Source organism: Sulfitobacter sp. JL08 (assembly GCF_003352045.1).
In the GTDB taxonomy this organism is placed as follows: Bacteria; Pseudomonadota; Alphaproteobacteria; order Rhodobacterales; family Rhodobacteraceae; genus JL08.
Window position 1 is genome coordinate 1331011 of record NZ_CP025815.1, and the last position, 21405, is coordinate 1352415.

Annotated in this window: 20 protein-coding genes and 3 pseudogenes; 15 read left to right on the top strand and 8 right to left on the bottom strand. The window is 56.9% G+C overall.

What is annotated here, in order from left to right; all coding sequences use genetic code 11:
- The first annotated feature begins 16 nt into the window (after nt 1-16).
- The 4 genes from C1J05_RS06680 (at nt 17) to C1J05_RS06690 (ending at nt 4477) form a co-directional block, all read left to right on the top strand.
- Complete coding sequence (locus C1J05_RS06680) at nt 17-1177, top strand: aminotransferase (RefSeq protein WP_114869565.1); 1161 nt, start codon at nt 17-19, stop codon at nt 1175-1177.
- Nucleotides 1174-2139: a pyridoxal-phosphate dependent enzyme gene (locus C1J05_RS06685; RefSeq protein ID WP_114869566.1), complete on the top strand. Its 966-nt coding sequence runs from the start codon at nt 1174-1176 to the stop codon at nt 2137-2139. Before C1J05_RS06680 ends, C1J05_RS06685 begins: the two co-directional genes overlap by 4 nt.
- Nucleotides 2140-2276: 137 nt before the next feature.
- The gene (locus tag C1J05_RS21835) at nt 2277-2468 is read left to right on the top strand and encodes a hypothetical protein (RefSeq protein WP_254684724.1); all 192 of its coding nucleotides are present in this window, start codon (nt 2277-2279) and stop codon (nt 2466-2468) included.
- 56 nt (nt 2469-2524) lie between these two features.
- Complete coding sequence (locus C1J05_RS06690; RefSeq protein ID WP_254684725.1) at nt 2525-4477, top strand: spermidine synthase; 1953 nt, start codon at nt 2525-2527, stop codon at nt 4475-4477.
- A 1-nt stretch (nt 4478) separates the two neighbouring features.
- On the opposite strand, the gene C1J05_RS06695 is transcribed toward C1J05_RS06690, so the two are convergent.
- Complete coding sequence (locus C1J05_RS06695) at nt 4479-6938, bottom strand: GcvT family protein (RefSeq protein ID WP_114869567.1); 2460 nt, start codon at nt 6936-6938, stop codon at nt 4479-4481.
- 183 nt (nt 6939-7121) lie between these two features.
- Between C1J05_RS06695 and C1J05_RS21840 the strand changes: the two are divergent.
- Nucleotides 7122-7775, top strand: a pseudogene (locus C1J05_RS21840) (GNAT family N-acetyltransferase).
- 6 nt (nt 7776-7781) lie between these two features.
- Here C1J05_RS21840 and C1J05_RS06710 read toward each other — a convergent pair.
- Together C1J05_RS06710 and C1J05_RS22105 are read right to left on the bottom strand one after the other, a co-directional pair.
- Nucleotides 7782-8021, bottom strand: coding sequence for an FAD-dependent oxidoreductase (locus C1J05_RS06710; RefSeq protein ID WP_114869570.1), 240 nt, complete (start codon nt 8019-8021; stop codon nt 7782-7784).
- 25 nt (nt 8022-8046) lie between these two features.
- Nucleotides 8047-8985, bottom strand: a pseudogene (locus tag C1J05_RS22105) (flavin monoamine oxidase family protein); the annotation flags it as partial.
- Here C1J05_RS22105 and C1J05_RS21845 point away from each other — a divergent pair.
- A complete protein-coding gene (locus C1J05_RS21845) occupies nt 8866-9123 on the top strand; it encodes a hypothetical protein (protein ID WP_254684726.1) in 258 nt (85 codons plus the stop codon). The pseudogene C1J05_RS22105 and the gene C1J05_RS21845 sit on opposite strands and share 120 nt — an antisense overlap.
- On the opposite strand, the gene C1J05_RS06725 is transcribed toward C1J05_RS21845, so the two are convergent.
- The gene (locus C1J05_RS06725; RefSeq protein WP_254684727.1) at nt 9075-9599 is read right to left on the bottom strand and encodes a cupin domain-containing protein; all 525 of its coding nucleotides are present in this window, start codon (nt 9597-9599) and stop codon (nt 9075-9077) included. The genes C1J05_RS21845 and C1J05_RS06725 overlap by 49 nt on opposite strands.
- Before the next feature lie 42 nt (nt 9600-9641).
- Complete coding sequence (locus tag C1J05_RS21850) at nt 9642-9836, bottom strand: hypothetical protein (RefSeq protein ID WP_254684728.1); 195 nt, start codon at nt 9834-9836, stop codon at nt 9642-9644.
- Nucleotides 9837-10103: 267 nt separating this feature from the next.
- Between C1J05_RS21850 and C1J05_RS06730 the strand changes: the two genes are divergently transcribed.
- The 7 genes from C1J05_RS06730 to C1J05_RS06760 all read left to right on the top strand — a co-directional run bounded on the left by C1J05_RS06730 (nt 10104) and on the right by C1J05_RS06760 (nt 17537).
- Nucleotides 10104-11228, top strand: a complete 1125-nt coding sequence (locus tag C1J05_RS06730) for an ABC transporter substrate-binding protein (protein ID WP_114869571.1) — start codon at nt 10104-10106, stop codon at nt 11226-11228.
- 73 nt (nt 11229-11301) lie between these two features.
- Nucleotides 11302-12237, top strand: coding sequence for an ABC transporter permease (locus tag C1J05_RS06735; protein WP_114869572.1), 936 nt, complete (start codon nt 11302-11304; stop codon nt 12235-12237).
- Complete coding sequence (locus C1J05_RS06740) at nt 12234-13040, top strand: ABC transporter permease (protein WP_114869573.1); 807 nt, start codon at nt 12234-12236, stop codon at nt 13038-13040. Before C1J05_RS06735 ends, C1J05_RS06740 begins: the two co-directional genes overlap by 4 nt.
- Before the next feature lie 13 nt (nt 13041-13053).
- A complete protein-coding gene (locus C1J05_RS06745) occupies nt 13054-14157 on the top strand; it encodes an ABC transporter ATP-binding protein (RefSeq protein WP_114869574.1) in 1104 nt (367 codons plus the stop codon).
- A gap of 42 nt (nt 14158-14199) precedes the next feature.
- Complete coding sequence (locus C1J05_RS06750; protein ID WP_114869575.1) at nt 14200-14859, top strand: TetR family transcriptional regulator C-terminal domain-containing protein; 660 nt, start codon at nt 14200-14202, stop codon at nt 14857-14859.
- 81 nt (nt 14860-14940) lie between these two features.
- Nucleotides 14941-17031 carry an oxidoreductase gene (locus C1J05_RS06755; protein ID WP_114869576.1) on the top strand — a complete coding sequence of 697 codons (2091 nt, stop codon included), beginning with the start codon at nt 14941-14943 and terminating at the stop codon, nt 17029-17031.
- 14 nt (nt 17032-17045) lie between these two features.
- Nucleotides 17046-17537 (top strand): hypothetical protein, encoded by a 492-nt coding sequence (locus C1J05_RS06760; RefSeq protein WP_254684729.1) that lies wholly within the window; start codon nt 17046-17048, stop codon nt 17535-17537.
- 292 nt (nt 17538-17829) lie between these two features.
- Here the strand turns inward: C1J05_RS06760 and C1J05_RS22110 are convergent, their stop codons facing one another.
- Nucleotides 17830-17982 (bottom strand): adenylate/guanylate cyclase domain-containing protein, encoded by a 153-nt coding sequence (locus tag C1J05_RS22110; RefSeq protein WP_114872167.1) that lies wholly within the window; start codon nt 17980-17982, stop codon nt 17830-17832.
- 59 nt (nt 17983-18041) lie between these two features.
- On the opposite strand from C1J05_RS22110, the pseudogene C1J05_RS06775 reads away from it, so the two are divergent.
- Together C1J05_RS06775 and C1J05_RS06780 are read left to right on the top strand one after the other, a co-directional pair.
- A pseudogene (locus C1J05_RS06775) lies at nt 18042-18212 on the top strand (IS6 family transposase); the annotation flags it as partial.
- A gap of 144 nt (nt 18213-18356) precedes the next feature.
- Nucleotides 18357-18986 (top strand): hypothetical protein, encoded by a 630-nt coding sequence (locus tag C1J05_RS06780; protein ID WP_114869579.1) that lies wholly within the window; start codon nt 18357-18359, stop codon nt 18984-18986.
- A 66-nt stretch (nt 18987-19052) separates the two neighbouring features.
- Here the strand turns inward: C1J05_RS06780 and urtA are convergent, their stop codons facing one another.
- Both urtA and C1J05_RS06790 read right to left on the bottom strand, forming a co-directional pair.
- A complete protein-coding gene (urtA, locus tag C1J05_RS06785) occupies nt 19053-20288 on the bottom strand; it encodes an urea ABC transporter substrate-binding protein (RefSeq protein ID WP_114869580.1) in 1236 nt (411 codons plus the stop codon).
- A 76-nt stretch (nt 20289-20364) separates the two neighbouring features.
- Complete coding sequence (locus C1J05_RS06790; RefSeq protein ID WP_254684784.1) at nt 20365-21390, bottom strand: pentapeptide repeat-containing protein; 1026 nt, start codon at nt 21388-21390, stop codon at nt 20365-20367.
- Between the last annotated feature and the right edge of the window lie 15 nt (nt 21391-21405).

Here is a 21405-nt window from a genome sequence, read left to right on the forward strand (position 1 = left end):
AAACGGAGTTTTACGCGTGCACATCAAACCCTTTGGCGTTGAAATATGGATGAACGAATTCGAAAATCACTGTGCGTTCAACCTTGCCGAAACCTGTGTGGAATCTCTGACCATCGGGCAATTGCTGCAAATGTCGGGCAAGAACGATACACTGGCAAACGACCTGGCGCAGATGAAAATGACCTATGGCGCGATTGAAGGGTCGGACCGGCTGCGCAGCAATATCTGCACCCTTTATGACAATCAGGCCGTTGAAAACGTTGTGGTCACGCACGGGGCGATCGGGGCCAATGCGCTGTTATATGAAACCCTGATCCAGCCCGGGGATCACATCATTTCAGTGCTGCCCACGTATCAGCAGCATTATTCCATCCCCGAAAGCTATGGTGCCGAGGTCGAGGTGCTGCAATTGGAACCAGACAACGCGTTTCTGCCTGATCTGGACCGGCTTGCCACGATGATCCAGCCCGATACGCGGCTGATTGCCGTCACCAACCCGAACAATCCGACAGGGGCCCTGATGGACAGGGCGTTTCTGGAAAGACTGGCTAATGTCGCGCGGGCGGGTAATGTGTGGGTGCTAAGTGATGAGGTTTATCGCGGCACCAATCAAAGCGGTGACGGCTTTGCGCCGGCCATTGCGGATGTCTATGAAAAAGGCATCAGCGTTGGTGGCATGTCCAAGACATTTTCGTTGGCGGGTCTGCGCCTTGGCTGGATCGCCGCGCCGGTTGAAGTCATTCGGGCGGTCTCGATCCACCGCGATTATAACACCATCAGCGTGGGTATGATCGACGATTTTTTCGCGGCCATGGCGCTGGAGGCGAAAGACAAGATCATTGCGCGCAGCCAGCAGATTACCCGCGACAATCTGGCCACGCTGGATGCATGGATCGCGCAGGAACCTGCGCTGTCTTATGTCCGCCCCAAGGCAGGAACAACCGCGCTGGTCCGGTATGATTTTGACATGCCATCGCGCGATTTCTGTGTGCGGCTGCTGAAGGAAACCGGCGTGATGTTCACCCCCGGTTCGGTGATGGAAATGGAAGGCTGGGTACGCATCGGATATGCCAACAATCCGCAGGTGCTGCGCGACGGGCTGAAGGAAACCAGCAGGTTTCTTGCGATGCTGGAGCAGGAACGGAGCACGACCGCAAAACAGGGACAGCTGACATGACCGACCCAAGCGAACGCGTCCTGCGCCTTGCCGCGCAATCGGTTCTGGCCCGCAGACGGATCGGCGATGCGCTGGTGCAAACGCCGTGTTTGCAGTCTCGCGCGGCTGTGCCGTCCGGGACGCAACTGTATTACAAAACCGAAAACTTTCAGCATACCGGCTCTTTCAAACTGCGCGGGGCGTTGTCCAAGCTGTCGGGCCTGCCCACCGATATGCCGGTGATCACCGCGTCATCGGGAAATCACGGCATCGCCTGTTCCCATGCCGCGATGACAACGGGGCACAAACTGACAGTCGTTCTGCCTGAAAACGTCGCAAAGGCGAAACTGGCCAAAATCGAAAGCTATGGCACCAATACAATTCTGCATCCGGGGGATTCCGGTATGGCCGAAGTGCACGCGCAATCGCTGGCGGCAACGGGCGAGTATGTTTATGTTTCGCCCTACAATGATCTTGATGTGATGGCAGGGCAGGGCACGATCGGGCTGGAACTGCTGGAACAATTGCCACAGATCGACAATGTGTTCATTTCCATGGGCGGGGGCGGTTTGATTTCCGGTATCGGATCTGTGCTGCGGGCGTTTTCGCCGGGCGCAAGGATCATTGGTGTCAGCGCGACACATTCGGCGGCGCTGGCGGCAAGTATGGTGGCCGGCCATATCGTTGAAACCGAACATCTTGACACATTGGCAGATGGTTGTGCTGGCGGCGTGGACGAAGATGCGCTGACCCTTCCGATTGCGACAGAAGTTGTGGACCGGGTGATCCATTGCAGCGAAACGCAAATCGCCGACGCATTGCGGCAACTGGCATGGACCGACACGATGATTGTCGAAGGGGCCGCCGCGCTGGCGCTGGCAGGGTACCTGTCCGACGCGCAGGGTTACGCCGGTCAGTGCAATGTTATCCTGCTGTGCGGCGGCAACTTTGATGTTGCCAGATTGCAGGCTGTGATCGGTTGAACAGGGCCATTCCCTCGAATTATTGCCGGTAACGACCGGAAAATTGGCCCGACTGCCGAAACAAAGGCAACGTTCTGCCGAATATTGACCACATTTCGGCATCATTTGATCAACTGTCATTTCTTCAGGTTGGTCCCATGAGCATTGCAATTCCGGCAAAACCCCGCTCCGCGTCGCTGCTGGCTGCGCCGGTTTTTACCGCGACGATTTTTCTGAGCGCGTCGCTTTTGTTCTTTGTGCAGCCGCTGTTTACCAAGATTGTTTTGCCCCATATCGGCGGCACACCCGCCGTCTGGACAACGGCGATGCTGTTTTTCCAATCGTTCTGATTGCAGGTTATGCCTATGCGCATTTCAGCACCAAATACCTGAGCGTCAAGGCACAGATGATCCTGCATCTGGCGCTTTGGGCCGCAGCGCTGGCCTTTCTGCCGCTGACAATTTCCCAAGGCTGGCGTTATGACGCCGCCAGTTCGACGGTTTTACAAACGCTTAGCCTGTTTGCGCTGGGTGTCGGTGTGCCATTTGCGGTGTTGTCCGCCAATGCGCCGCTGATCCAGTCATGGTATTCCAAAAGCGGCGGACCGTCGGCGGATGATCCCTATTTTCTTTACGGGGCCAGCAATTTCGGATCGCTGCTGGCTTTGCTGGCCTTTCCGCTGGTTGCCGAACCGCTGTTCGGGGCAAGTGCCATCGGCGCCGGATGGGCCGCCGGATTTGTCGCCCTGGGCGGGTTCTTGTTGCTCAGCGGATTGTTCGCGTGGCGCAACGGCAGATCCGCGCATGTAACGCGTGTTGAACACATGGAAGCCGCCGAACCTGTCACCGCCGCGCAGGTCGGCACATGGTTGCTGCTGGCTTTCATCCCGTCATCCCTGATGCTGGCCGTCACAACAAAGATCAGCACCGATATCGGTTCGTTCCCGCTGATCTGGGCGATTCCGCTGGCGCTGTATCTGTTGACCTTTGTGATGACGTTCACGCGCAAGCCGTGGATCAACGATCATTTTGTGCAACTGCTCTTTACGGTCGGATTGCTGGCGCTGATCTTTCTGATCACGATCTCGACCAAATTCGCCCTGTCCTGGACCACGGCAGGGGCATTGGTGACCGGATTTTTTGCTGTCGCCCTGATGTCGCATCGCAAACTTTACCTGACGCGACCGGATGGGCGGCAATTGACGGTGTTCTATGTCACGATGTCCATTGGCGGTGCCTTGGGCGGGCTGTTCAATTCCATTATTGCGCCGATTGTCTTTGATGGCCTGCACGAGGGGCGTTTTGTTCTTGTTCTTGCCGGTTTGCTGTTCCTGCCTGCGCTGATCCTGCCGAAACCGCGCGATCTGGCGGTTGGGGCGCTTGCCGGGGCGGCCTGTTTGCTGATCTTTGCCTTTGGCCTGAAATCGGGCGATGCGACGACCGGAAACCTTGCGCCTAGCGTGATTGCGGTGGCGCTGCTCGCGGGGATCTGGGCGTTTCGCGAACGCGGATATGCGCTTTTTGCGATGCTGTGCGTGGTTCTAGGCGCATCGCCGTTCTTGTTCACCAAACCCGGCCTGCACGAAGACCGCAGTTTTTTCGGAACGCACCGCGTGTTCGAAGAAGACACGGTGCGCAAATATTCAAACGGCACAACCCTGCACGGCGCACAGCGCATTCAGGATGACGGGCGCAAGCCCCTGCCGCTGTCCTATTACCACCCCAACGGTCCGATGGGGCAGATCATGGCATCCGATCAGGGGCGGTCTGCGCACAGTGTCGGCGTTGTCGGTCTGGGTGTCGGATCGCTGGCTTGCTATCGCCAGCCACATCAATCCTGGGCATTTTACGAGATCGACAAACTGGTCGATGATATCGCGCGCACGCCCGAATATTTTTCGTTCCTGTCGCAATGCGCACCGGACGCGCCCACCCATCTGGGGGATGCACGCATTGTTCTGGAACAGCAGAGTGACGTAAAATACGACATTCTGGTGATCGACGTCTACAGTTCAGATGCCGTTCCTGTCCATCTCAGCACGGTCGAGGCGATGGCGCTTTACGTTAACCGGCTGAACCCCGGCGGGTTGTTGGTGTTTCATATCTCCAACCGGTATTACAGCATCGATAAACCCTTGGGGCGGGGCGCCGAGGCGCTGGGTCTTGCGGCAAGGATTCAGACCTATCAACTGGACGAAAACGCCGATGTCGGTGAAACCGGATCGACCGTGGTTGTGATGGCGCAGACCGACGCACCGCTCGCAGCCCTGGCTGACGACGACCGCTGGCAGGTCTTGCAGTCCGATGGCGGGCGCGTCTGGACAGATGATTTCACCAACCTGATGGCAATCCTGCGCTAGCCTAGCACTTAATCTTTTTCATGTCAGGATCGTAGAGCGGCTTTAACGAAGCAGTTGCCGCAAACCGTTCCCCAGCAATGTCGATCTGCCATGCCCCTTTAGCGACAATGTCGCCACTCAAAGGCCGGTCAAGCGTGACAAAGCCGATACCAACGGCCCCGCCTAGCGTGTGTCCGTAGCCGCCGATCTGGATGTATCCTACCTGTTCATCGCCCAGATAGATCAGTTCGTTCCCATATAGCAGCGGGTCCGGGTCATTGATCAGAAACTGCACCATGCGGGTTTTGGGAATCCCGCGCGCCTTGATCGCAGCCAGCGCGTCGCGCCCGATGAACCCGCCGGGCTTGTCCAGTTTCACAGCAAAGCCAAGGCCCGCCTCGATCGGGTTGTCGGTGTTGTCCACATCCAGCCCAAAATCGCGGTATGCCTTTTCCAGCCGCAAGGAATTCAGAGTTTGCATGCCGGCATTGCGCACGCCCAGATCGCGCCCCGCCTGCATCAGCAGATCATAGGTTTGCACCGCCTGCGTTGCAGGCACGTGCAATTCCCAACCCAACTCGCCGATGAACGTGACGCGGTAAGCCAGCACATCGGCATACCCGACGTCGATGTTGCGCGCTGTCATAAAGGGAAACCCGCTGTCGGACAGATCAGCGCCCGATACCCGTTGCATCAGGTCGCGCGCCTTGGGGCCATGCACGTTGATCTGTGTGCGCCCTGCAGTCACATCCGTGACGGTCACGCATTCTTCTGCGCCGATATGGCGGCGCATGCGCATTTCGGTGTGCCCATGTGAATTTTCACCCACCACCACCATGAATTTGTCAGAGGCAAGCCGTGTGACCGTCAGGTCCGCCTCAAACCCGCCGCGCTCGTTGGTCCATGCAGTATAGACGACGCGGCCCGGTTCAACATCAACCTCGTTACAGGACAGGCGGGACAGCAGCGCGCAGGCATCGCGCCCCTGCACCAGAAAACAGGACATTGTGGTCATGTCCATAATCACCACATCTTCGCGCGCCGCGCGGTGTTCTTCGGCGTGCCAGTCAAACCAGTTCTGGCGGTGCCAGCTTAACCGTTCGATTCTGGCCTGTTCGGGAGACGGCGCGAACCAGTCTGGCTGTTCCCACCCGTTGCCTTCAGTGAAATACGCACCTGCCGCTTTCAGCCGGTCATAGAGGACCGATTGTTTTACATTGCGCGCGGTTTTGGGGCTTTCGTTGTGATAATGCTGGCCAAACAGCTTGCCCAGCAATTCGGGCGTGCGGTCGCGGCGAAAAGCGGGGGTGGCCTCGCATCTGGTAAAGCGGTTGACGTTGATGCCGGTCACATCAATCGGGGGCAACTCGTCCACGATCCAGTTGGCCAGCACCATTCCGGTACCTGCGCCATTCAGAATGCCCAGCGAATTCATGCCACATGCTACCCAGCAATTGCGCAACTCGGGTGTCGGCCCGACCAGCGGCGCCAGATCGGGTGTAAAGCTTTCGGGGCCACAAAACAGTTTCTTTACGCCGTAGTTCATCGCCGCCGGGACGCGGCTATAGGCTTTTTCAAGATCGGGGCCGACGCGGTCCCAGTCGGGTTCGATCTCTCCGAACTGGAAATCATCGGGAATTCCGTCCAGCTTCCACGCAGCGGCACCGGGTTCGAACAGACCCAGCATCAGGCCGCCAACCTCTTCACGGTAATAGGTGTAGTTTGACGGGTCTTCCAATACCGGCAGATCGCGGGGCAGATCGGGTATGGTTTCGGTGATCAGATAATAGTGTTCGGCCGCCTGAAGCGGCAGGTTGATGCCAGCGCTGGCGCCCAGCTGGCGCGACCACATCCCGCCGCATATCACGACATTTTCAGCCGTAATCACATGCCCGTACTGTGTGTGCACGCCCGTTGCCGTGCCGTTTTTGGCCAGAATTTCGCTGACACGCACGCCTTCGAACACACGCGCGCCACCCATCCGCGCACCTTTGGACAGCGACATGGTGATATCCACCGGATTGGCACGCCCGTCTTCGGGGATGTAAAACGCGCCTTTCACGTCGCTTAAGTCCCCGATGGGGAACATATCCTGCGCCTCTTTGGGGGAAATTTCGTGACAGTTGATGCCAAAGCGGCGCATGAAGGGTGCGATGCGGCGCATTTCGTGCACGCGTTCGTCATTGTTGGCAATTTGCAGGTATCCGACATCGCGAAATCCTGTCGGAACTCCGGTTTCCTGTTCCAGATTGGCGTAAAGATCGCGCCCGTGCGTGTACATTTCACATTCGGCTTCGGATTTGAGCAATCCGGCCACGATCAGACCGGCAGCATGCCATGTGGTGCCGGAAGTCAGTTGCCCCTGTTCCAGAACAACAACATCCGTGTGCCCCAGCTTTGTCAGGTGATAGGCCGTATTCATACCGATAGAACCGCCGCCGATGATCACGGTATGGGCATGGGATGGCATTGTGTCGGGCATGGTGGTCTCTTTCGCATTTCAGGGGCTGCACCTTGCGATATCAGCGCCGGATGGATAAATCAATTGATTGAATGTCCATTCAGTGGGTGAGGTTGAAAAAGAGGCAGGCGTGATCCGGAATGCCTTGCGTTGTAGCGGTAACGCACGCAGTTTGGCATGATCGAACGTGCGACGAGATCAGGTATGACGAAACAAAATCAGCAGGGCAAAATCGCCAAAAGCCGGCAGAGCACACTTGTGGTCGATGGCGATCTGCCCCCCGAAAGGCTGGTTCTGGAAACGCCGCGGCTTGTGCTGCGGCCATTCACGCCGGATGATGAGGATATTGCATTCGAAGTGCTGAGCAGCCCCGATGTGATGCGCTACGTTTCAGATGCCATGACGGCGCATGAGGTGTCTGAACACATGCCAGATGCCACCCGGCGCGGGGCAGGTGGGCGCATTGGCATCTGGTGTGCGCAGATCAGGGAAACGGGTGAAAAAATCGGCGATGGCGTGCTGACGCCGATCCCGATCGAAGGTGAAGATACTGATTGGTCACAGGTCGTGCCCGACGCCTAACCCGATGACCGGATCGAAGTGGGCTATCTGTTGAAACCATCGGCTTGGTGGAAAGGGTACGCGACCGAGATTTGCAAAAGGTTGTTGCAATTTGCCTTTGAGCAGACGGCCCTGGACGAGGTGGTGGCCTGCACTGATCCGGAAAATTTCCGATCGCAACATGTGCTGAAGAAATCGGGCATGCGTGATTGTGGAACGGGCCGTGCTTATGGCGAATCCGTTGCATGGTTCGAACTGACGCGGGCAGAGTGGATGGCGCAACACCCGGCATCGTGATCGTGGTTAGCGCAGGGTTTTCGCAATCTTTTTGGCCGCAGCTTTTCCGCTGTTGTAAGCGCCGTTGACAAGCGCCGATCTGGCGCCCCCCATCGCTTCTCCGGCAAAGAATACGCGGCCTGCCAGGGGCTCTGCCAGGATGTCGCGTGCACCATCCGCACCGGGGCGCACCGCACCATAGGCTCCAAGCGTCAGGGGGTTTTCTGCCCAGTCCGTTGCAAAGCCCTTGATGAAATGTTTGCGCATCGCTGCCCACGATCCGCACCAGTTGGGTCAGCGCGTAATCCACGACGGCATCCGGCCCTTCACGCGAAAGCGCCCATCCGAAACGGCCGCCGATATTGCCGAACAGGTAATCATGCCCGCAGGGCCAGGCGATGAAGTAACAGGCTTCGCCGGCGCTATCTTCGGGAATGCGGTATGTGACCCAGTTGTTTTCATCCAATCCCAGACGGGCGCCATCAAACAGCATCGGGACTTTCACCAGCAACCCCATCGGGATGTCGGCGGCAGCCTGTCTTTTCCGATCGGGCAGGTCGGGAACAAAGCGGATCTTGTTGGCGTTCAATACGCCGGTCGAAACCGTGACAAGACAGGCCTTGGCGGCAAGTGTTCCGCGTGATGTTTCAACCCTGACGCCTTGACCGGACCAATCGACAGTCGTGACGGTGGTTCCCAGTTTGATGGGCAACCCCCTGGCCTGTGTCGCGACGACAGCGCCCAGACCTTCTGCCACAAAGGCACTGGGCTGATCATCGGCCGAGTCCCATAACTCCATCGTGGAAACCTGATCAAAATCAACGCCGTAATCCATCGCCCCCATCCATGACTGCACAGTCGCGCAATAGGGCATGCCCTTGATCACGGTCGAGGCCGGAACATCCTTGCCCTTTTTTCCGGCTTTGGTGGGTGCACGTTCGGTTTCCCGTACTGCACGAAGATACGCGGCCCATTCGGTTTCGCTGGCCCTGTTGCCGTCCAGATCAAACAGATCAATTCCGGCATTGGTATGATCGATCAGGGTGAACCCTTTCTTTCGGGCCACTTTGGCAAATCGGTTTTTGTCTGATCCTGAAACCCAGGAACATCCGTGATCTACCGGAACCCCGAAGCTGACACTTTCGGTATGGGCGCGCCCGCCGACGCGATCTGCGGCTTCGACGATCACACGGGATATACCTGCCTTTCGCAACGTGCGGCCGGCTGCCATTCCGGCGGCACCGGCCCCAATGATCACAACATCGGGATTCGTGGGTATTTCGTCTACACTGGCACCTGTGGCGTGGTCACGTACGGGGATCATGGCGCTGTCCTTTGGGGGCGGATCGCGGGGTTCAGCGCCGCATAGTATTTGCGCAGGTAGCGGGGCACATGCCAGCTGCACAGGGTTCCTGCGGGCACAAAGAACACGTCGCCGGACTTGAAATGGTGTTCGGTCCCGTCAGCTTCGCGCAGCGTGACCTCTCCCTCCAGAACGTGGGCGAATTCATGGTATCCGAACGGTTCCAGTTCCGTTGACAGGGTCTGTGTATCCCATAAGCCGACTTCGAAATTCCCGTGCAGGTTTTCAAAAAACACCCTTTCCCGCTGGGGCGTGCTGGTGTTTTCCAGCAGGTCCGCATCTGACAGTTGCGTATCCGGATCAAGAACAATCACGCCGCCTGCGGCGCTTTCGATCTGCGGGGTGTCGGCACGCAGATCCATGTAGTTGATATAGAATTTCTTAAGGTATCCATCCTGTTTCCAACTGGTCTGGATACCGTTGCGAAAGATCACGTTTTGTCCCTTGCGGGCGGGAACGCCATGCCCGTTTTCGTCGAGCATCTGAAACTGGCCATCCAGCACAAGAATGAATTCATCACCGGGTTAGGGGCCAAAAGCCTCTTGCATGGTGGTCGTGTTCCAGACGCCGGCGCTCATCCCCAGTTCGGGATCTTCGAAATAGACATGCACATTCTGTTCAGACGGCATGGTGTGAAAATCGTCCGCACTCAGCTCCATGCGGGTCAGCCCGCCAGGGCCGTTGGGTTCGAAGCAGATTATTCCGGTGGGCTGTGTCATCTGGTTTCGATCCTTTTGGCGCGGCGCAGTCTGATGTTTTCAAATGTGCCTGTTCTTTGAGCGCGCAGCGGAAACATCAAAGCACGGCGTCTAAATTTCTTGACTCAATCGGGTGATTACTCAATGATTGAATGATCATTCAGTGAAGTATGTGCTAAATGATTTTTGCCGGCTGCGCAATGGCGATATGCGCAAACTGGGACTGAAAAAATTCAGAAGGGCCCCCGCCCAAAGGGAAAGCCCGCACCAAAGGGAGACCGAACTGTCATGGATGTTGTCGATCAACTAGGCGCTGTGCGCGAAGGAAAACTAAGCCGTCGGGCGTTTGCCAAGGGGCTGCTGGCGTCGGGTGTCGCAATGGCGACCGTACCGGCGGCGTCGCGTCGAGCGATGGCCGCACCCGAAGATCAGGCATCGTATTTCACATGGGGAGGCTATGATATCCCCGAACTGTTCCAGCCTTATGAAGCCAAGCATGGCGAGATGCCGAATTTCGCGATCTTTGGCGGGTCTGAAGAAGCCCTGACCAAAATGCGCGGCGGTTTCGTCGTCGATGTGGCGCACCCGTGCAATTCTGGCATGCCGCGCTGGGTGCAAACCGGGTTGTTCCAGCCGATCGATACATCCCGGATTTCGATGTGGGGCGATGTGATGCCCGAACTGATCGATCTTCCGGGCAATGATGCCGAAGGCGGCAACGTCTGGATGGCACCGTTCGACTGGGGCCAGACCTCGGTCACGTATCGCACCGATCTGTTCGAGCTGGAAGGCGAGGAAAGCTGGGACATGCTGTGGGACAAGCGGTATGCCGGGCGTCTGGGGTCTCTGGCGTCTGCCGGTGATGCATGGTGGTGCGGTGCGATTAAGGCGGGCGTACCAATGTCCGAGATCGCAACCGAAGAGGCATTTACCAAAATCGCGGCCGTGATGCGCGAACAGCGCCCGCTGATCCGCGTATACACCGATGACACAACCACGCTGGAACAGGCGTTGTCATCGGGCGAAATGGCGGCGGCCATGACGTGGAACAGTTCTGCCGTTCTGCTGCAATCCGAAGGGATACCCGTGAAATTTGCACGACCCAAAGAGGGCGCGCTGACATGGGTGTGCGGTGTGATGATTCACAAGGACGCGCCGAACATTGATCGTGCCTATGACGTGATTGAATCGCTGCTGAGCGTTGAATCCGGAAAATTCATGATCAACGATTACGGCTACGGGCATTCCAACATCCGGTCTTTCGACGAATTTGACGAAGAAACCCTGGCCGGGTTGGGACTAAGCAAGAATCCGAATGAAATCCTGTCGGCGGGTCACTTCCAGCTGCCGCAGACACAGGAAGTCGAAACCCGCATGAACGAGACGTTCGAGCAGATCAAGGCCGGATTCTGATCCCGTCTTTTCAACCCCGCCGGTGTAAAACGCCGGCGGGTCTTTCTGACCCTTAGTCAAAGAACCCAACCGTATGGCTGATACGTCCCTTTCGCGCACGACGACGGATGCCGCCCCGAAAAGGCGATCAGGATCGCGGTTGTCGGTTCTTCTGCACCGCAATGAAACGCTGCGCGGCTATCTTCTGATGTCGCCCACAATGCTGATTATGACCGTCGGCATTCTTGTGCCATTCATTATCCTGCTGGTGATGAGTTTCTGGACCCGCGAAGGGTTCGGTTTTGACACCACGATGACGGTCAACAACTACGCCCGTATCTGGAACGAACCGATTTTTGGCGCCTTGCTGACGCGGTCCTTCTGGATTTCCGGTGTCGCAACCGTGGCCACTGTCGCGCTTTGTTATCCGATGGCCTATTACGTCGCCTTTCACGTCCATCGCAACAAGATGATGTGGATCATTCTGATGACCTTGCCGTTCTGGACCAGCTATCTGCTGCGGGTTTTCGCTTGGAAGGTGATCCTGGGGTACGAGGGTGTGATCAATTCCGGCCTGATGGGGCTGGGCTGGATCGAGGCGCCACTGGAATTTCTGCTCTACAGTCAAACGGCAGTGGTGATCACACTGGCCCATGCTTGGGCGGCGTTTGCCATCCTGCCGCTTTATGTGTCGCTGGAAAAAATCGACAAGTCGCTTCTGGAGGCCGCAACCGATCTGGGGGATGGTCCATTCTACCGCTTTTTCCGGATCACTTTGCCGCTGTCGATACCGGGCATCATCGCCGCCTCGTTCCTGATCTTTATCCCGACCACGGGCGATTACATCACACCCGCCCTTCTGGGCGGGCCGGACGGGGCGATGATTGGCAACTTTATCCAGCTGCAATTCGGCGCAATCAACAACTGGCCGATGGGGGCCAGCCTGTCGATCGTACTGATGCTGTGGATTGCCGCAATCGCTCTGGTGTTCCTGTTTCTGACCCGCACCACGCAGGACAAAATCGCATGAGCAACGGTACCTATATCAAACGGCCCAACCGGCCCCTGCAAATATACGCGGTGATCTTTCTGATCGTGCTCTATGTGCCCGTGTTGTTCATCCCGCTGTTCAGCTTCAACGATTCAATCTATGTACGCTTTCCGCTCAAGGGTTTTACGCTGGAATGGTACGGGCAGTTGTGGCTGCGCGAACCGGTGTGGAACGCGTTGTGGAACAGCGTCAAGGTGGGCATTGTCGTTTCGGTCATATCGACATTGCTGGGGGTCGTGGCTGCCCGTGCCATTACCCGCTACCGCATGCCGGGGCGCAATGCGATCGTGACATTTATCATGATGCCGCTGGTGATCCCGGGGATCATTTTCGGCGTTGCCCTTCTGGTTCTGATGAGCCGTCTTGGCGTGCCGCTTTCGCTTTACACCGTGACGCTGGGCCACCTGATCGTGTGTCTGCCCTTTGCCGTTGCCGTGCTGCTGCCCCGCTTCGAAGGCTTTGACCGCTCGATGGAGGAAGCTTCGGCTGATCTGGGTGAAAACGGCTGGTGGACATTCTGGCGCGTCACCTTTCCGATGGTCTTGCCCGGCGTGGTGGCCAGCCTGTTGTTGACGTTCACCATCTCTTTCGATGAATTCATCATGGCATTTTTCCTGACCGGTACTGATCCGACCCTGCCGATGTATATCTGGGGCCAGTTGCGGTTCCCGCAGGAATTCCCGTCAGTGCTTGCGCTGTCTTCACTGATCCTTTTTGTTTCTTTCTTGCTGGTGTTTTTCGCGCAATGGATCGGACGCCGGGGATTGGATTCTGACACATGACAAGGCCAAAACAATGACATCTCCTGACGCATTCATATCCATCCGGAACGTCAACAAATTCTTCGGTTCGTTTCAGGCCATAGACGATGTTTCGATGGACATCGCGCAGGGAGAGTTCTTTTCCCTGCTGGGCGCGTCCGGTTGCGGCAAAACCACGTTGCTGCGGATGCTGGCGGGTTTTGAATCCACTTCGGCGGGAGAGATTTTCATTGATGGCCAGCCTTCGGCCGATGTGCCGCCCCACCACCGCCCCGTTAATATGGTGTTCCAGAGCTATGCAATCTTCCCGCATCTGAATGTGCGCGACAACATTGCCTATGGCCTGCGCAAACAGAAACTGCCCAAGGCCAAACACGCTGCGCTGGTTGATGAAATGCTGGATCTGATCAAGCTGCCCGGATATGGCGATCGCAAGGCCACGGAATTGTCCGGCGGACAGCGTCAGCGGATTGCCTTGGCCCGCGCCCTGATCCTGCGCCCCAAGGTTCTGCTGCTGGACGAACCTTTGGGCGCACTGGACAAGCAGTTGCGCGAACAGATGCAACTGGAACTGCGCGCCTTGCAGCGCAAGGTTGGCATCACCTTCGTGTTTGTCACCCATGACCAGGAAGAGGCGCTGACCCTGTCGGACCGTATTGCCGTTATGGCGGGCGGGCGTGTGCTTCAGGTTGATACGCCTTCCGGGTTGTACGAACGGCCCCAAACCCGCGAAGTTGCCAGTTTCATCGGCAACATGAACTTTTTCAGGGGTACAGTCCGGCGCAACGGGTCGGCAATGGCGGCGATCGAAACCGAAGGGCTGGGTCAAATTCCCGTGCCTGCCAAAGATGTCGAATATCCAGATGGCGCGCATGTGCAGGTTGCGCTGCGACCCGAAAAATTTGCGCTTTCCGCGACCAAAACAGATGCCGCGCACAGTGTGGCTGGCACATTAAGCAACGCGGCCTATCTGGGAGAAAGAAGCCATTATTATGTGACTATAGAGGGCAAGGATGATCCGGTTGCCGTATCAAGCCCGCACTTGGCACTGGTGAATAACGACACATCACAACAGACTGGTGCGCCCATGTGGTTATCCTGGTCGCCCGAGTCGATTGTGGTGTTGGATGCAGGATGAAACGTCTAGAGCAAGGGGCGAAACGGAAAACGGAATGTTAAGATGAACCAGACGGTCAGAGCATCAAAGCCCGACGTCAAGCCCAAGGCGCGCACGGCCTCGAAAGAGGTGCGGCGCGGTCAGTTGATCGCAGCCACGATAGAATCGATTTCCAAACACGGCATCGGTGGAACGACCATGTCGACCGTGACGGACATTGCCGGGCTGTCCATCGGCATCGTCAACTTCCATTTTCAAAGCAAGCAAAACCTGTTCGAGGAAACGCTGGTTTTTCTGGCTCGCCAGCATCACGATCACTGGCTGAACGGATACAAGGATGCAGGGCTAAGCCCAAAGGACAAGTTGCAGGCCATTGTGGATGCGCATTTTCATGCGAAAATCTGTACCCACAAGAATCTGGCCGTCTGGTTCGCCTTTTACGGAGAGGCGGGGCGCCGCGAAACCTATCGCAAACTGATCGAGGATATCGACTCCGAGCGGTTCGAGATTTCGGTCGATCTGTGCACCCAGATTGCGAAGGAGGGTGGATATAACGCCATCCCGCCGCACCAGATCGCCAACCTGCTCGAGGCGCTGTACGACGGGTTGTGGCTGGATATCCTGACCTATCCCGGCAGTTATTCGCGCCAGACCGCCCGCGCCCATATCGGGGCGTTTCTGGCCAACGTGTTTCCAGGGCATTTTGACATGCCCGAATTCTGAACCGAACCCGCCAGCCGATCTGGTCTGCACCTGATGCGCTTTCATCGGGCCGGATATGCTGCACCCCGAAGGAGCAAGATAATGACCCGCGACCCACGCTATGACATCCTGTTCGAGCCGGTCAAAATAGGCCCAGTCACAGCGCCCAACCGGTTCTATCAGGTGCCCCATTGCACAGGCATGGGTTGGCAGCGGCCCCGCACATTGGCGGCCATGCGCGGGGTCAAGGCAGAGGGCGGTTGGGGGGTTGTCTGTACCGAATACAATTCTATCCACCCCACGTCTGATGATCTGCCCCATGCCTATGCATCGCTGTGGGATGATAGCGATGTGCGCGCGCACAGTTTGATGACCGACGTGGTGCATGAACACGGTTCACTGGCAGGGGCTGAGTTGTGGTATGGCGGTGCAAGATCATCCAACCTGATGTCGCGCCTGTCCTCGATGGATGTAGACAGCGTGCCCAATCTGGCAGGCCATCCGTTTCAGACCCGCGCCATGGACAAATCCGATATCCGGACCTTTCGCCACTGGCACAAGCGCGCGGCCCTGCGCGCGCGCGACGCGGGGTTTGATGTTGTCTATGTCTACGCCACGCACGGCTATCTGATTTCAAATTTCCTCAATCCACGGATGAACACACGCTCGGACGAATACGGTGGTTCGCTTGAAAACCGTGTGCGTCTGGTGCGCGAACTGATCGAAGAAACCAAGGAAGCGGTGGGGGACCGCTGCGCCGTTGCCGTACGCTTTTCCGCAGATGAGGAAATCGGAGAAGACGGTCAGCCTATTCAGGGTGAACGCCGAGAAATGCTGGAAATGATGGCTGATCTGCCCGATCTTTGGGATATCAACATTGCCGATTACTCGCTTGAAATGGGCGTGTCCCGCTTTGTCAAAGAGGCATCGCTGGAACCTTACATGACATGGGTAAAATCGGTCACGTCCAAACCCGTGGTCACAGTAGGGCGCTTTACCTCGCCCGATACGATGGTGTCTCAGGTCAAGCGCGGGATCACCGATTTCATCGGCGCGGCGCGTCCGTCGATTGCAGACCCGTTCCTGCCCAGAAAGATACAGGAAGGTCGCCTGTCTGCCATCCGCGAATGTATCGGCTGCAATGTCTGTTATTCCGGTGACAGCCTTGGCGTGCCGATCCGGTGTACCCAGAATCCGACCATGGGCGAAGAATGGCGGCGCGGCTGGCACCCTGAAAGCATTGCCAAAAAGGCATCGGACAGCCGTGTTCTGATCGTCGGGGCCGGTGCGGCCGGGCTCGAGGCGGCGCGCGCCCTTGGCGAACGTGGCTATGACGTCATGCTGGCCGAGGCCACGCGCGATATCGGCGGACGGGTCACGCGCGAGGCCAGCCTGCCGGGAATGAGCGAATACATCCGAGTGCGTGACTACCGCGAGCAGCAACTGATCGAAATGACCAATGTCGATATCTTCCGCGAAAGCCTGATGAGTGCGCAGGATGTCATGGCGGTCGAAGCGGATCATGTCGCGATCGCCACCGGCGCGCACTGGCGCAAGGAGCTGTTCAACGAAGAGATCTATGTGCCGATTGCCACAGGCGATGCAGCCACGCGCGTCCTGACCCCTGACGATATCATGGACGGCCGGATGCCGGATGGTCCGGTACTGGTTTATGATGGTGACGGGTATTACATGGGCGGCGTCATAGCCGAGCGGATACGTGCGGCCGATCTGGACGTAACCTATTGCACGCCCTCTGACAGCGTATCGCATTGGGCGGGCAACACGTCGGAACGCTGGCGCATTCGAACCCATATGATGGGTCTGGGTATCCGGATCGAAACGGCCCACAGTTTGCACATGTTCGACGGGGAACAGGCTGTTCTGGAATGCGCCTATAGCGGCGCGCAAAAAACACTGTCGGTGGCAAGTGTGGTGATGGTGACGGCCCGCAAACCGAACGACGCGATGTTTCATGATCTGCGGGCAGCCGCAGGACCCGATGGTTTGCCCTTTACACTGACACGGATCGGGGATTGCGAAGCTCCGGCAATCATTGCCGCAGCGGTTCACGCCGGACATCGCTATGCGCAGGAACTCGACTGCGAAATCGATATCGATATGCCGCTGCGTCACGACAGGCTGGATGTGGGGTTTGATACTGGAGCGGTGGCACCGGCGCGGTGGAAGTAAGGACAGGAATGAACATGTCTGATCAAATCTATCTGGATACGCTGTTGCTGTATTACGAAGAAGAAATCGAAGGCGAAGCCTATTTCGCCGAACTGTCGCAGCTGTTTTCACAGCCGGATCACAAGGAAAAACTGACCCTTCTGGCCAAGGTCGAACGCCACGCGGCAAACGCGATCGAGCCGCTGCTTGCGGGCCATGGCATGCAACCGCGGCCCCTCCAAATTCTGACGAAAAGCGGGCGGGATCAGGCGCGCGCCACCGCTGCGGACTGGCCCGCGCTGCTGGCTGACATGAACCAGAACTATCCCGGATTTCTTGAGGATTTCAGAGCGTTGGAGACGATGGCGCCCGCACCTGATCGTGACCGTCTGGGGTTTCTGACGGAACACGAGGTTGCCGCGATTGCCTTTCTGGCCCGCGAAGGGCAGGGCGATGCAAATAGTGTTCAACCGTTGAACGCCTATCTGGCTGCAGACCCCGCTACATGGTGCGCGGGCAGGGGATAACGACAGATGTTGCGATGTTTGATTTTGGGAATGGCCTTGCTGGCAGCCACCAAAGGCATGGCACAGAGTGAAGCAAACCCGGACCCTGCAGAATGCCAAAGCTGCACGGCACGGCATCAAAGCCTGCAAGCGCTTCAGGCCGCGCGCACAAAGCCCGAACAGGGACACTGCGAAGCGGCCCCATCTGCCCAGAACGCAGAAGGATCAGAATCTGCACCACCAGATGAATGTGCAGACCAAGCCCCTGCGGGCCTGTTGCCGCCCAGCCCAGAAGATTAGCTGATGCGGGCGTCTATTTCAGGAAATAGGACGTAATCCTGCCCACGCCCTTGACCACATGATCGCGCGCTTGCGCATCCCGTCCGTGTGGCCCCAGCGCGTCCTTGGTGGCCTTTGAAATCTGGATATGTCCGGCCTTGCCCGTGGCTTCCAGCCGGCTGGCCAGATGGCATTGTCAGAGGAAACCGGGTTGAGCCGGGCAGGGCGGTTTCGTACCTTCCGGACATGACTAAATCTGATCCATTTCGCTATTTCAAAACAAGTCGTGAGATTATCCGTCTGGCGGTGATGCTGTACGTCCGGTTTCCTCTGTCCCTTCGCAATGTGGAAGATTTGCTCCATGAACGGGGCATTGATGTCAGCCATGAAGCCGTTCGATTTTGGTGGCATCGGTTCGCCGAAAGGACTGTTGCCGGTTTCCTGAGTGCGCAAAAAGAGATATCAAACAACGTAGTCCCGTCGCCAGAACACCATCTGGCCGCTCACCAATAAGTGGGCGTGGTTCAATCAGATCGGGCTCCAAGGGAGGATCACTGGCGTATGAGAAATATCATCAGAATTGGCGTATTGTCTCAACCAGAGTTGCCAAAGCAGATTGAGCCCATGATTGAAACCATATTTCGAGAGCAGTTCAGAAAACTGAATTCGATCATCGGGGCAAAAAACATCGCTACGGTCAGCTCAGTCAATTGTAAAGTTAGTGAATTGGCTTGCATCTGTGCTTTGGAGGAGGGTTTGAATCTCGAGCTTGAGCCTTTGGATTCGAACGCAGTTCTTGATGAAGAAGAGTTGGAAGTCCGGGCCAAGATCCACGCTGTTCTTGAAAAGCAACCACAAACAACCCAACTGAATGAAAGCGTTTCAGAAGCAGCACTGATCGAATTTTCTGACATAATTGTGCTGGTGTGCGATAGGTTAGATTCAAATCAGATGTCTAGATTTGACGGCATTCGAGAACTTTTTTTGGAAAATGACGCGAAAGAAGCAAAGATGGGGAGGTTAATAATCGATGTGAGTTGCCCAATGCGCTGGGCTTCGGATGCCGATAGTGAGGTGTATTTTGATTACTTAACACGGGCTGCCGGGCAATTCGACGTATCCTCTGAAGTTGAGATTCCAAATCAATTGATAAAGCAATGGAAAGATACAATTTCCGCTGCACCTCACTAGGAGCGCCATATACAAGCCGAAAAGGCTAAAAGTTTGGCCGCTTCAGCCGTTCATGATTGCCAATGGCTAATAATTTGATCTGATCTGAACGCAGGTATCGGTCTCGGTGTTGTACATCCCGCAGCCAAGGCCCGGCCAATCGGAAACCAGCACGGCCGAGTCCGCCAGAAAGTCGGTCCACGCATCACCCTGCACCGGATCGGTCTGGCTGATGATGTCGAACTGACCATCGGCGCGGATCTCGCCGATCAGAACCGGCTTGGCGAGGTGATGGTTCGGGAGCATCACGGCGGTTCCACCGGTCAGGTTCGGAACCTCAAGACCGTACATCTCGGCGCGCACAGCGTCGACATCGGTGGTGCCAGCCGCTTCCACCGCCTGAACCCACATGTGGAAACCGATGTAGTGGGCTTCCATCGGGTCGTTGGTCACACGGTCTTCGGTGCCGATGAACTCATGCCACGCAGCGATGAACGCCTCGTTCTCCCGGGTTTCAGCCGACTGGAAGTAGTTCCATGCCGCTAGGTGCCCTTCAAGCGGACCGGTGTCGACACCGGCCAGTTCCTCTTCGCCAACGGAGAAGGCCACGACCGGAATGTCATCAGCTTCGACGCCTTGTGCGGCCAGTTCGGAGTAGAAGCCAATATTGGCGTCACCATTAATTGTGGAGATCACGCCGACCTGTTCGCCGGTTTCCCCGAGGGCCACAACGTCTGCCACGATCGAGGACCAGTCGGAGTGCCCGAACGGGGTGTAGTTGACGAAGATGTTTTCCTGCGGAACGCCGGCATCCAGCAAGTATTGCTCAAGGATGCGGTTCGTGGTCCGCGGGTAGACGTAGTCGGTGCCCAGAAGCGCGAAGGATTCAACGCCAAGCTCTTCGAGGAAGTAATCGACCGCCGGGATCGCCTGCTGGTTCGGCGCGGCGCCGGTGTAGAAGACGTTCCGCGAGCTTTCCTCGCCTTCGTACTGCACCGGGTAAAACATCAAGCCGTTCAGCTCTTCGATCACCGGAAGGACCGACTTTCGGCTCACCGAAGTCCATGCGCCAAAGATGACGTCAACCTCGTGCACAGTCAGCAGTTCCCACGCGCGCTCAGCGAAAAGCGGCCAGTCTGACGCCGGATCGACGACAACAGCCTCAAGCTCACAGCCCAGAACACCGCCGGCGGCATTCTGTTTGTCGATGAGCATTTCCATCGTGTCTCTGAGCGTCGTTTCCGAGATCGCCATCGTGCCCGATAGCGAGTGCAGGACGCCAACCTTGATTGGGCAGTCTTCGGCAGCAACAGGAGAAGACATGCCAAGCAAGACTGCAGCCAATTTGGCTAAGCTTTTGCGATTCAACGTTTGGCTCCAGATAGATCGTGGCATATTGCTAACTCCGCCGAGCAATTGTGTTTGCGATAATCGAGAGAAGAAGGCCCAGAGTAAAATATCCCAAGACCACTTCGCTGATCACGAGGATCTCTCCGTAAACGTTCTCAGCTGTTACATCGCCATATCCCAGCGTCGTATATGTAACCAACGAGACGTAGAAGGGTGTAAACCAGCTTTGCGCTGAGTTGGAATAATCCATCATTCCCCACCCCAGCCACATATCAAACGAATAAATGATCCCGTACAGCGTTGCGAGAAATAGCGCGTAAGCTCCCACTTTTAGAAGGCTGCGGCCGTGATCAAATAGTCCCCAAGCCTTGAACAAAATTTGCTCAACGGACTTCGCAAAACCGGCAGGCATATTTGAAATAGATGCTTCCAAGGTGTCTATGTAGTCCTGATCCCTAGCGTCTCTTACAAAAAGCGCGTTGCCGTAAACAGAGTCTATGCTGCGAATTCCAAGGTAGCGCCCGCTCATATCTTTTAAGTTGCCGTAGACAACGCCGGTCACATTGGCCCCTTCAACCCGAGCGGTGCAGAATGACGCGCGCGAGATATTTGCGTTTTCCAGGCAGGTATCACGAAGGTCGGCGTTTGTTAGGTTTGCATCACGGAGGTCCGCGCCAGTGAGATCCGCCCCGGCAAGATTTGCTCCACGCAAATCTGCGCCAGAGAGATCGGCCTCCGTTAGATCGGCGTTCTGCAGATTTGCAGCCGTCAGTGTGGCAGCGCTCAGCGTCGCCTTGTAGAGTCCGGCATTCGAAAGATCCGCACCTGACAGTTCCGTGCGATCCATCTTGGCGTGCTTTAAGTTTGCAGATGACAGCCTGGCTTCGAAGAGGTCTGCGCCGGTGAGGTCAAGTCCTGAAAGGTTGCGTTCCGATAGGTCCGCCTCGGAAAGGTCGGCCCCGGCGAAGACCGCCGGAGTATCAGGGTAACTTGAGAGGAAAAGCTCCCAGTCCGTCACTTCACCGTTAAGTGCCTGTAATGCCTCATCAAGCCCCGGAGCCTGTTTGCCAGCCATTTCTTTCAAATTAAA

What these genes read in the sequence shown, in the direction of transcription:
- C1J05_RS06750 (WP_114869575.1), top strand. Translation starts at nt 14,200, where the DNA reads ATGAACCAGACGGTCAGAGCATCAAAGCCCGACGTCAAGCCCAAGGCG.
- C1J05_RS06740 (WP_114869573.1), top strand. Translation starts at nt 12,234, where the DNA reads ATGAGCAACGGTACCTATATCAAACGGCCCAACCGGCCCCTGCAAATA.
- C1J05_RS06760 (WP_254684729.1), top strand. Translation starts at nt 17,046, where the DNA reads ATGTCTGATCAAATCTATCTGGATACGCTGTTGCTGTATTACGAAGAA.
- C1J05_RS21835 (WP_254684724.1), top strand. Translation starts at nt 2,277, where the DNA reads ATGAGCATTGCAATTCCGGCAAAACCCCGCTCCGCGTCGCTGCTGGCT.
- C1J05_RS06755 (WP_114869576.1), top strand. Translation starts at nt 14,941, where the DNA reads ATGACCCGCGACCCACGCTATGACATCCTGTTCGAGCCGGTCAAAATA.
- C1J05_RS06790 (WP_254684784.1), bottom strand. Translation starts at nt 21,390, where the DNA reads ATGGCTGGCAAACAGGCTCCGGGGCTTGATGAGGCATTACAGGCACTT.
- C1J05_RS06690 (WP_254684725.1), top strand. Translation starts at nt 2,525, where the DNA reads ATGATCCTGCATCTGGCGCTTTGGGCCGCAGCGCTGGCCTTTCTGCCG.
- C1J05_RS06725 (WP_254684727.1), bottom strand. Translation starts at nt 9,599, where the DNA reads ATGCTCGACGAAAACGGGCATGGCGTTCCCGCCCGCAAGGGACAAAAC.
- C1J05_RS06745 (WP_114869574.1), top strand. Translation starts at nt 13,054, where the DNA reads ATGACATCTCCTGACGCATTCATATCCATCCGGAACGTCAACAAATTC.
- C1J05_RS06730 (WP_114869571.1), top strand. Translation starts at nt 10,104, where the DNA reads ATGGATGTTGTCGATCAACTAGGCGCTGTGCGCGAAGGAAAACTAAGC.
- C1J05_RS21850 (WP_254684728.1), bottom strand. Translation starts at nt 9,836, where the DNA reads ATGACACAGCCCACCGGAATAATCTGCTTCGAACCCAACGGCCCTGGC.
- C1J05_RS06685 (WP_114869566.1), top strand. Translation starts at nt 1,174, where the DNA reads ATGACCGACCCAAGCGAACGCGTCCTGCGCCTTGCCGCGCAATCGGTT.
- C1J05_RS06780 (WP_114869579.1), top strand. Translation starts at nt 18,357, where the DNA reads ATGAGAAATATCATCAGAATTGGCGTATTGTCTCAACCAGAGTTGCCA.
- C1J05_RS06710 (WP_114869570.1), bottom strand. Translation starts at nt 8,021, where the DNA reads ATGCGCAAACATTTCATCAAGGGCTTTGCAACGGACTGGGCAGAAAAC.
- C1J05_RS06735 (WP_114869572.1), top strand. Translation starts at nt 11,302, where the DNA reads ATGGCTGATACGTCCCTTTCGCGCACGACGACGGATGCCGCCCCGAAA.
- C1J05_RS06695 (WP_114869567.1), bottom strand. Translation starts at nt 6,938, where the DNA reads ATGCCCGACACAATGCCATCCCATGCCCATACCGTGATCATCGGCGGC.
- urtA (WP_114869580.1), bottom strand. Translation starts at nt 20,288, where the DNA reads ATGTCTTCTCCTGTTGCTGCCGAAGACTGCCCAATCAAGGTTGGCGTC.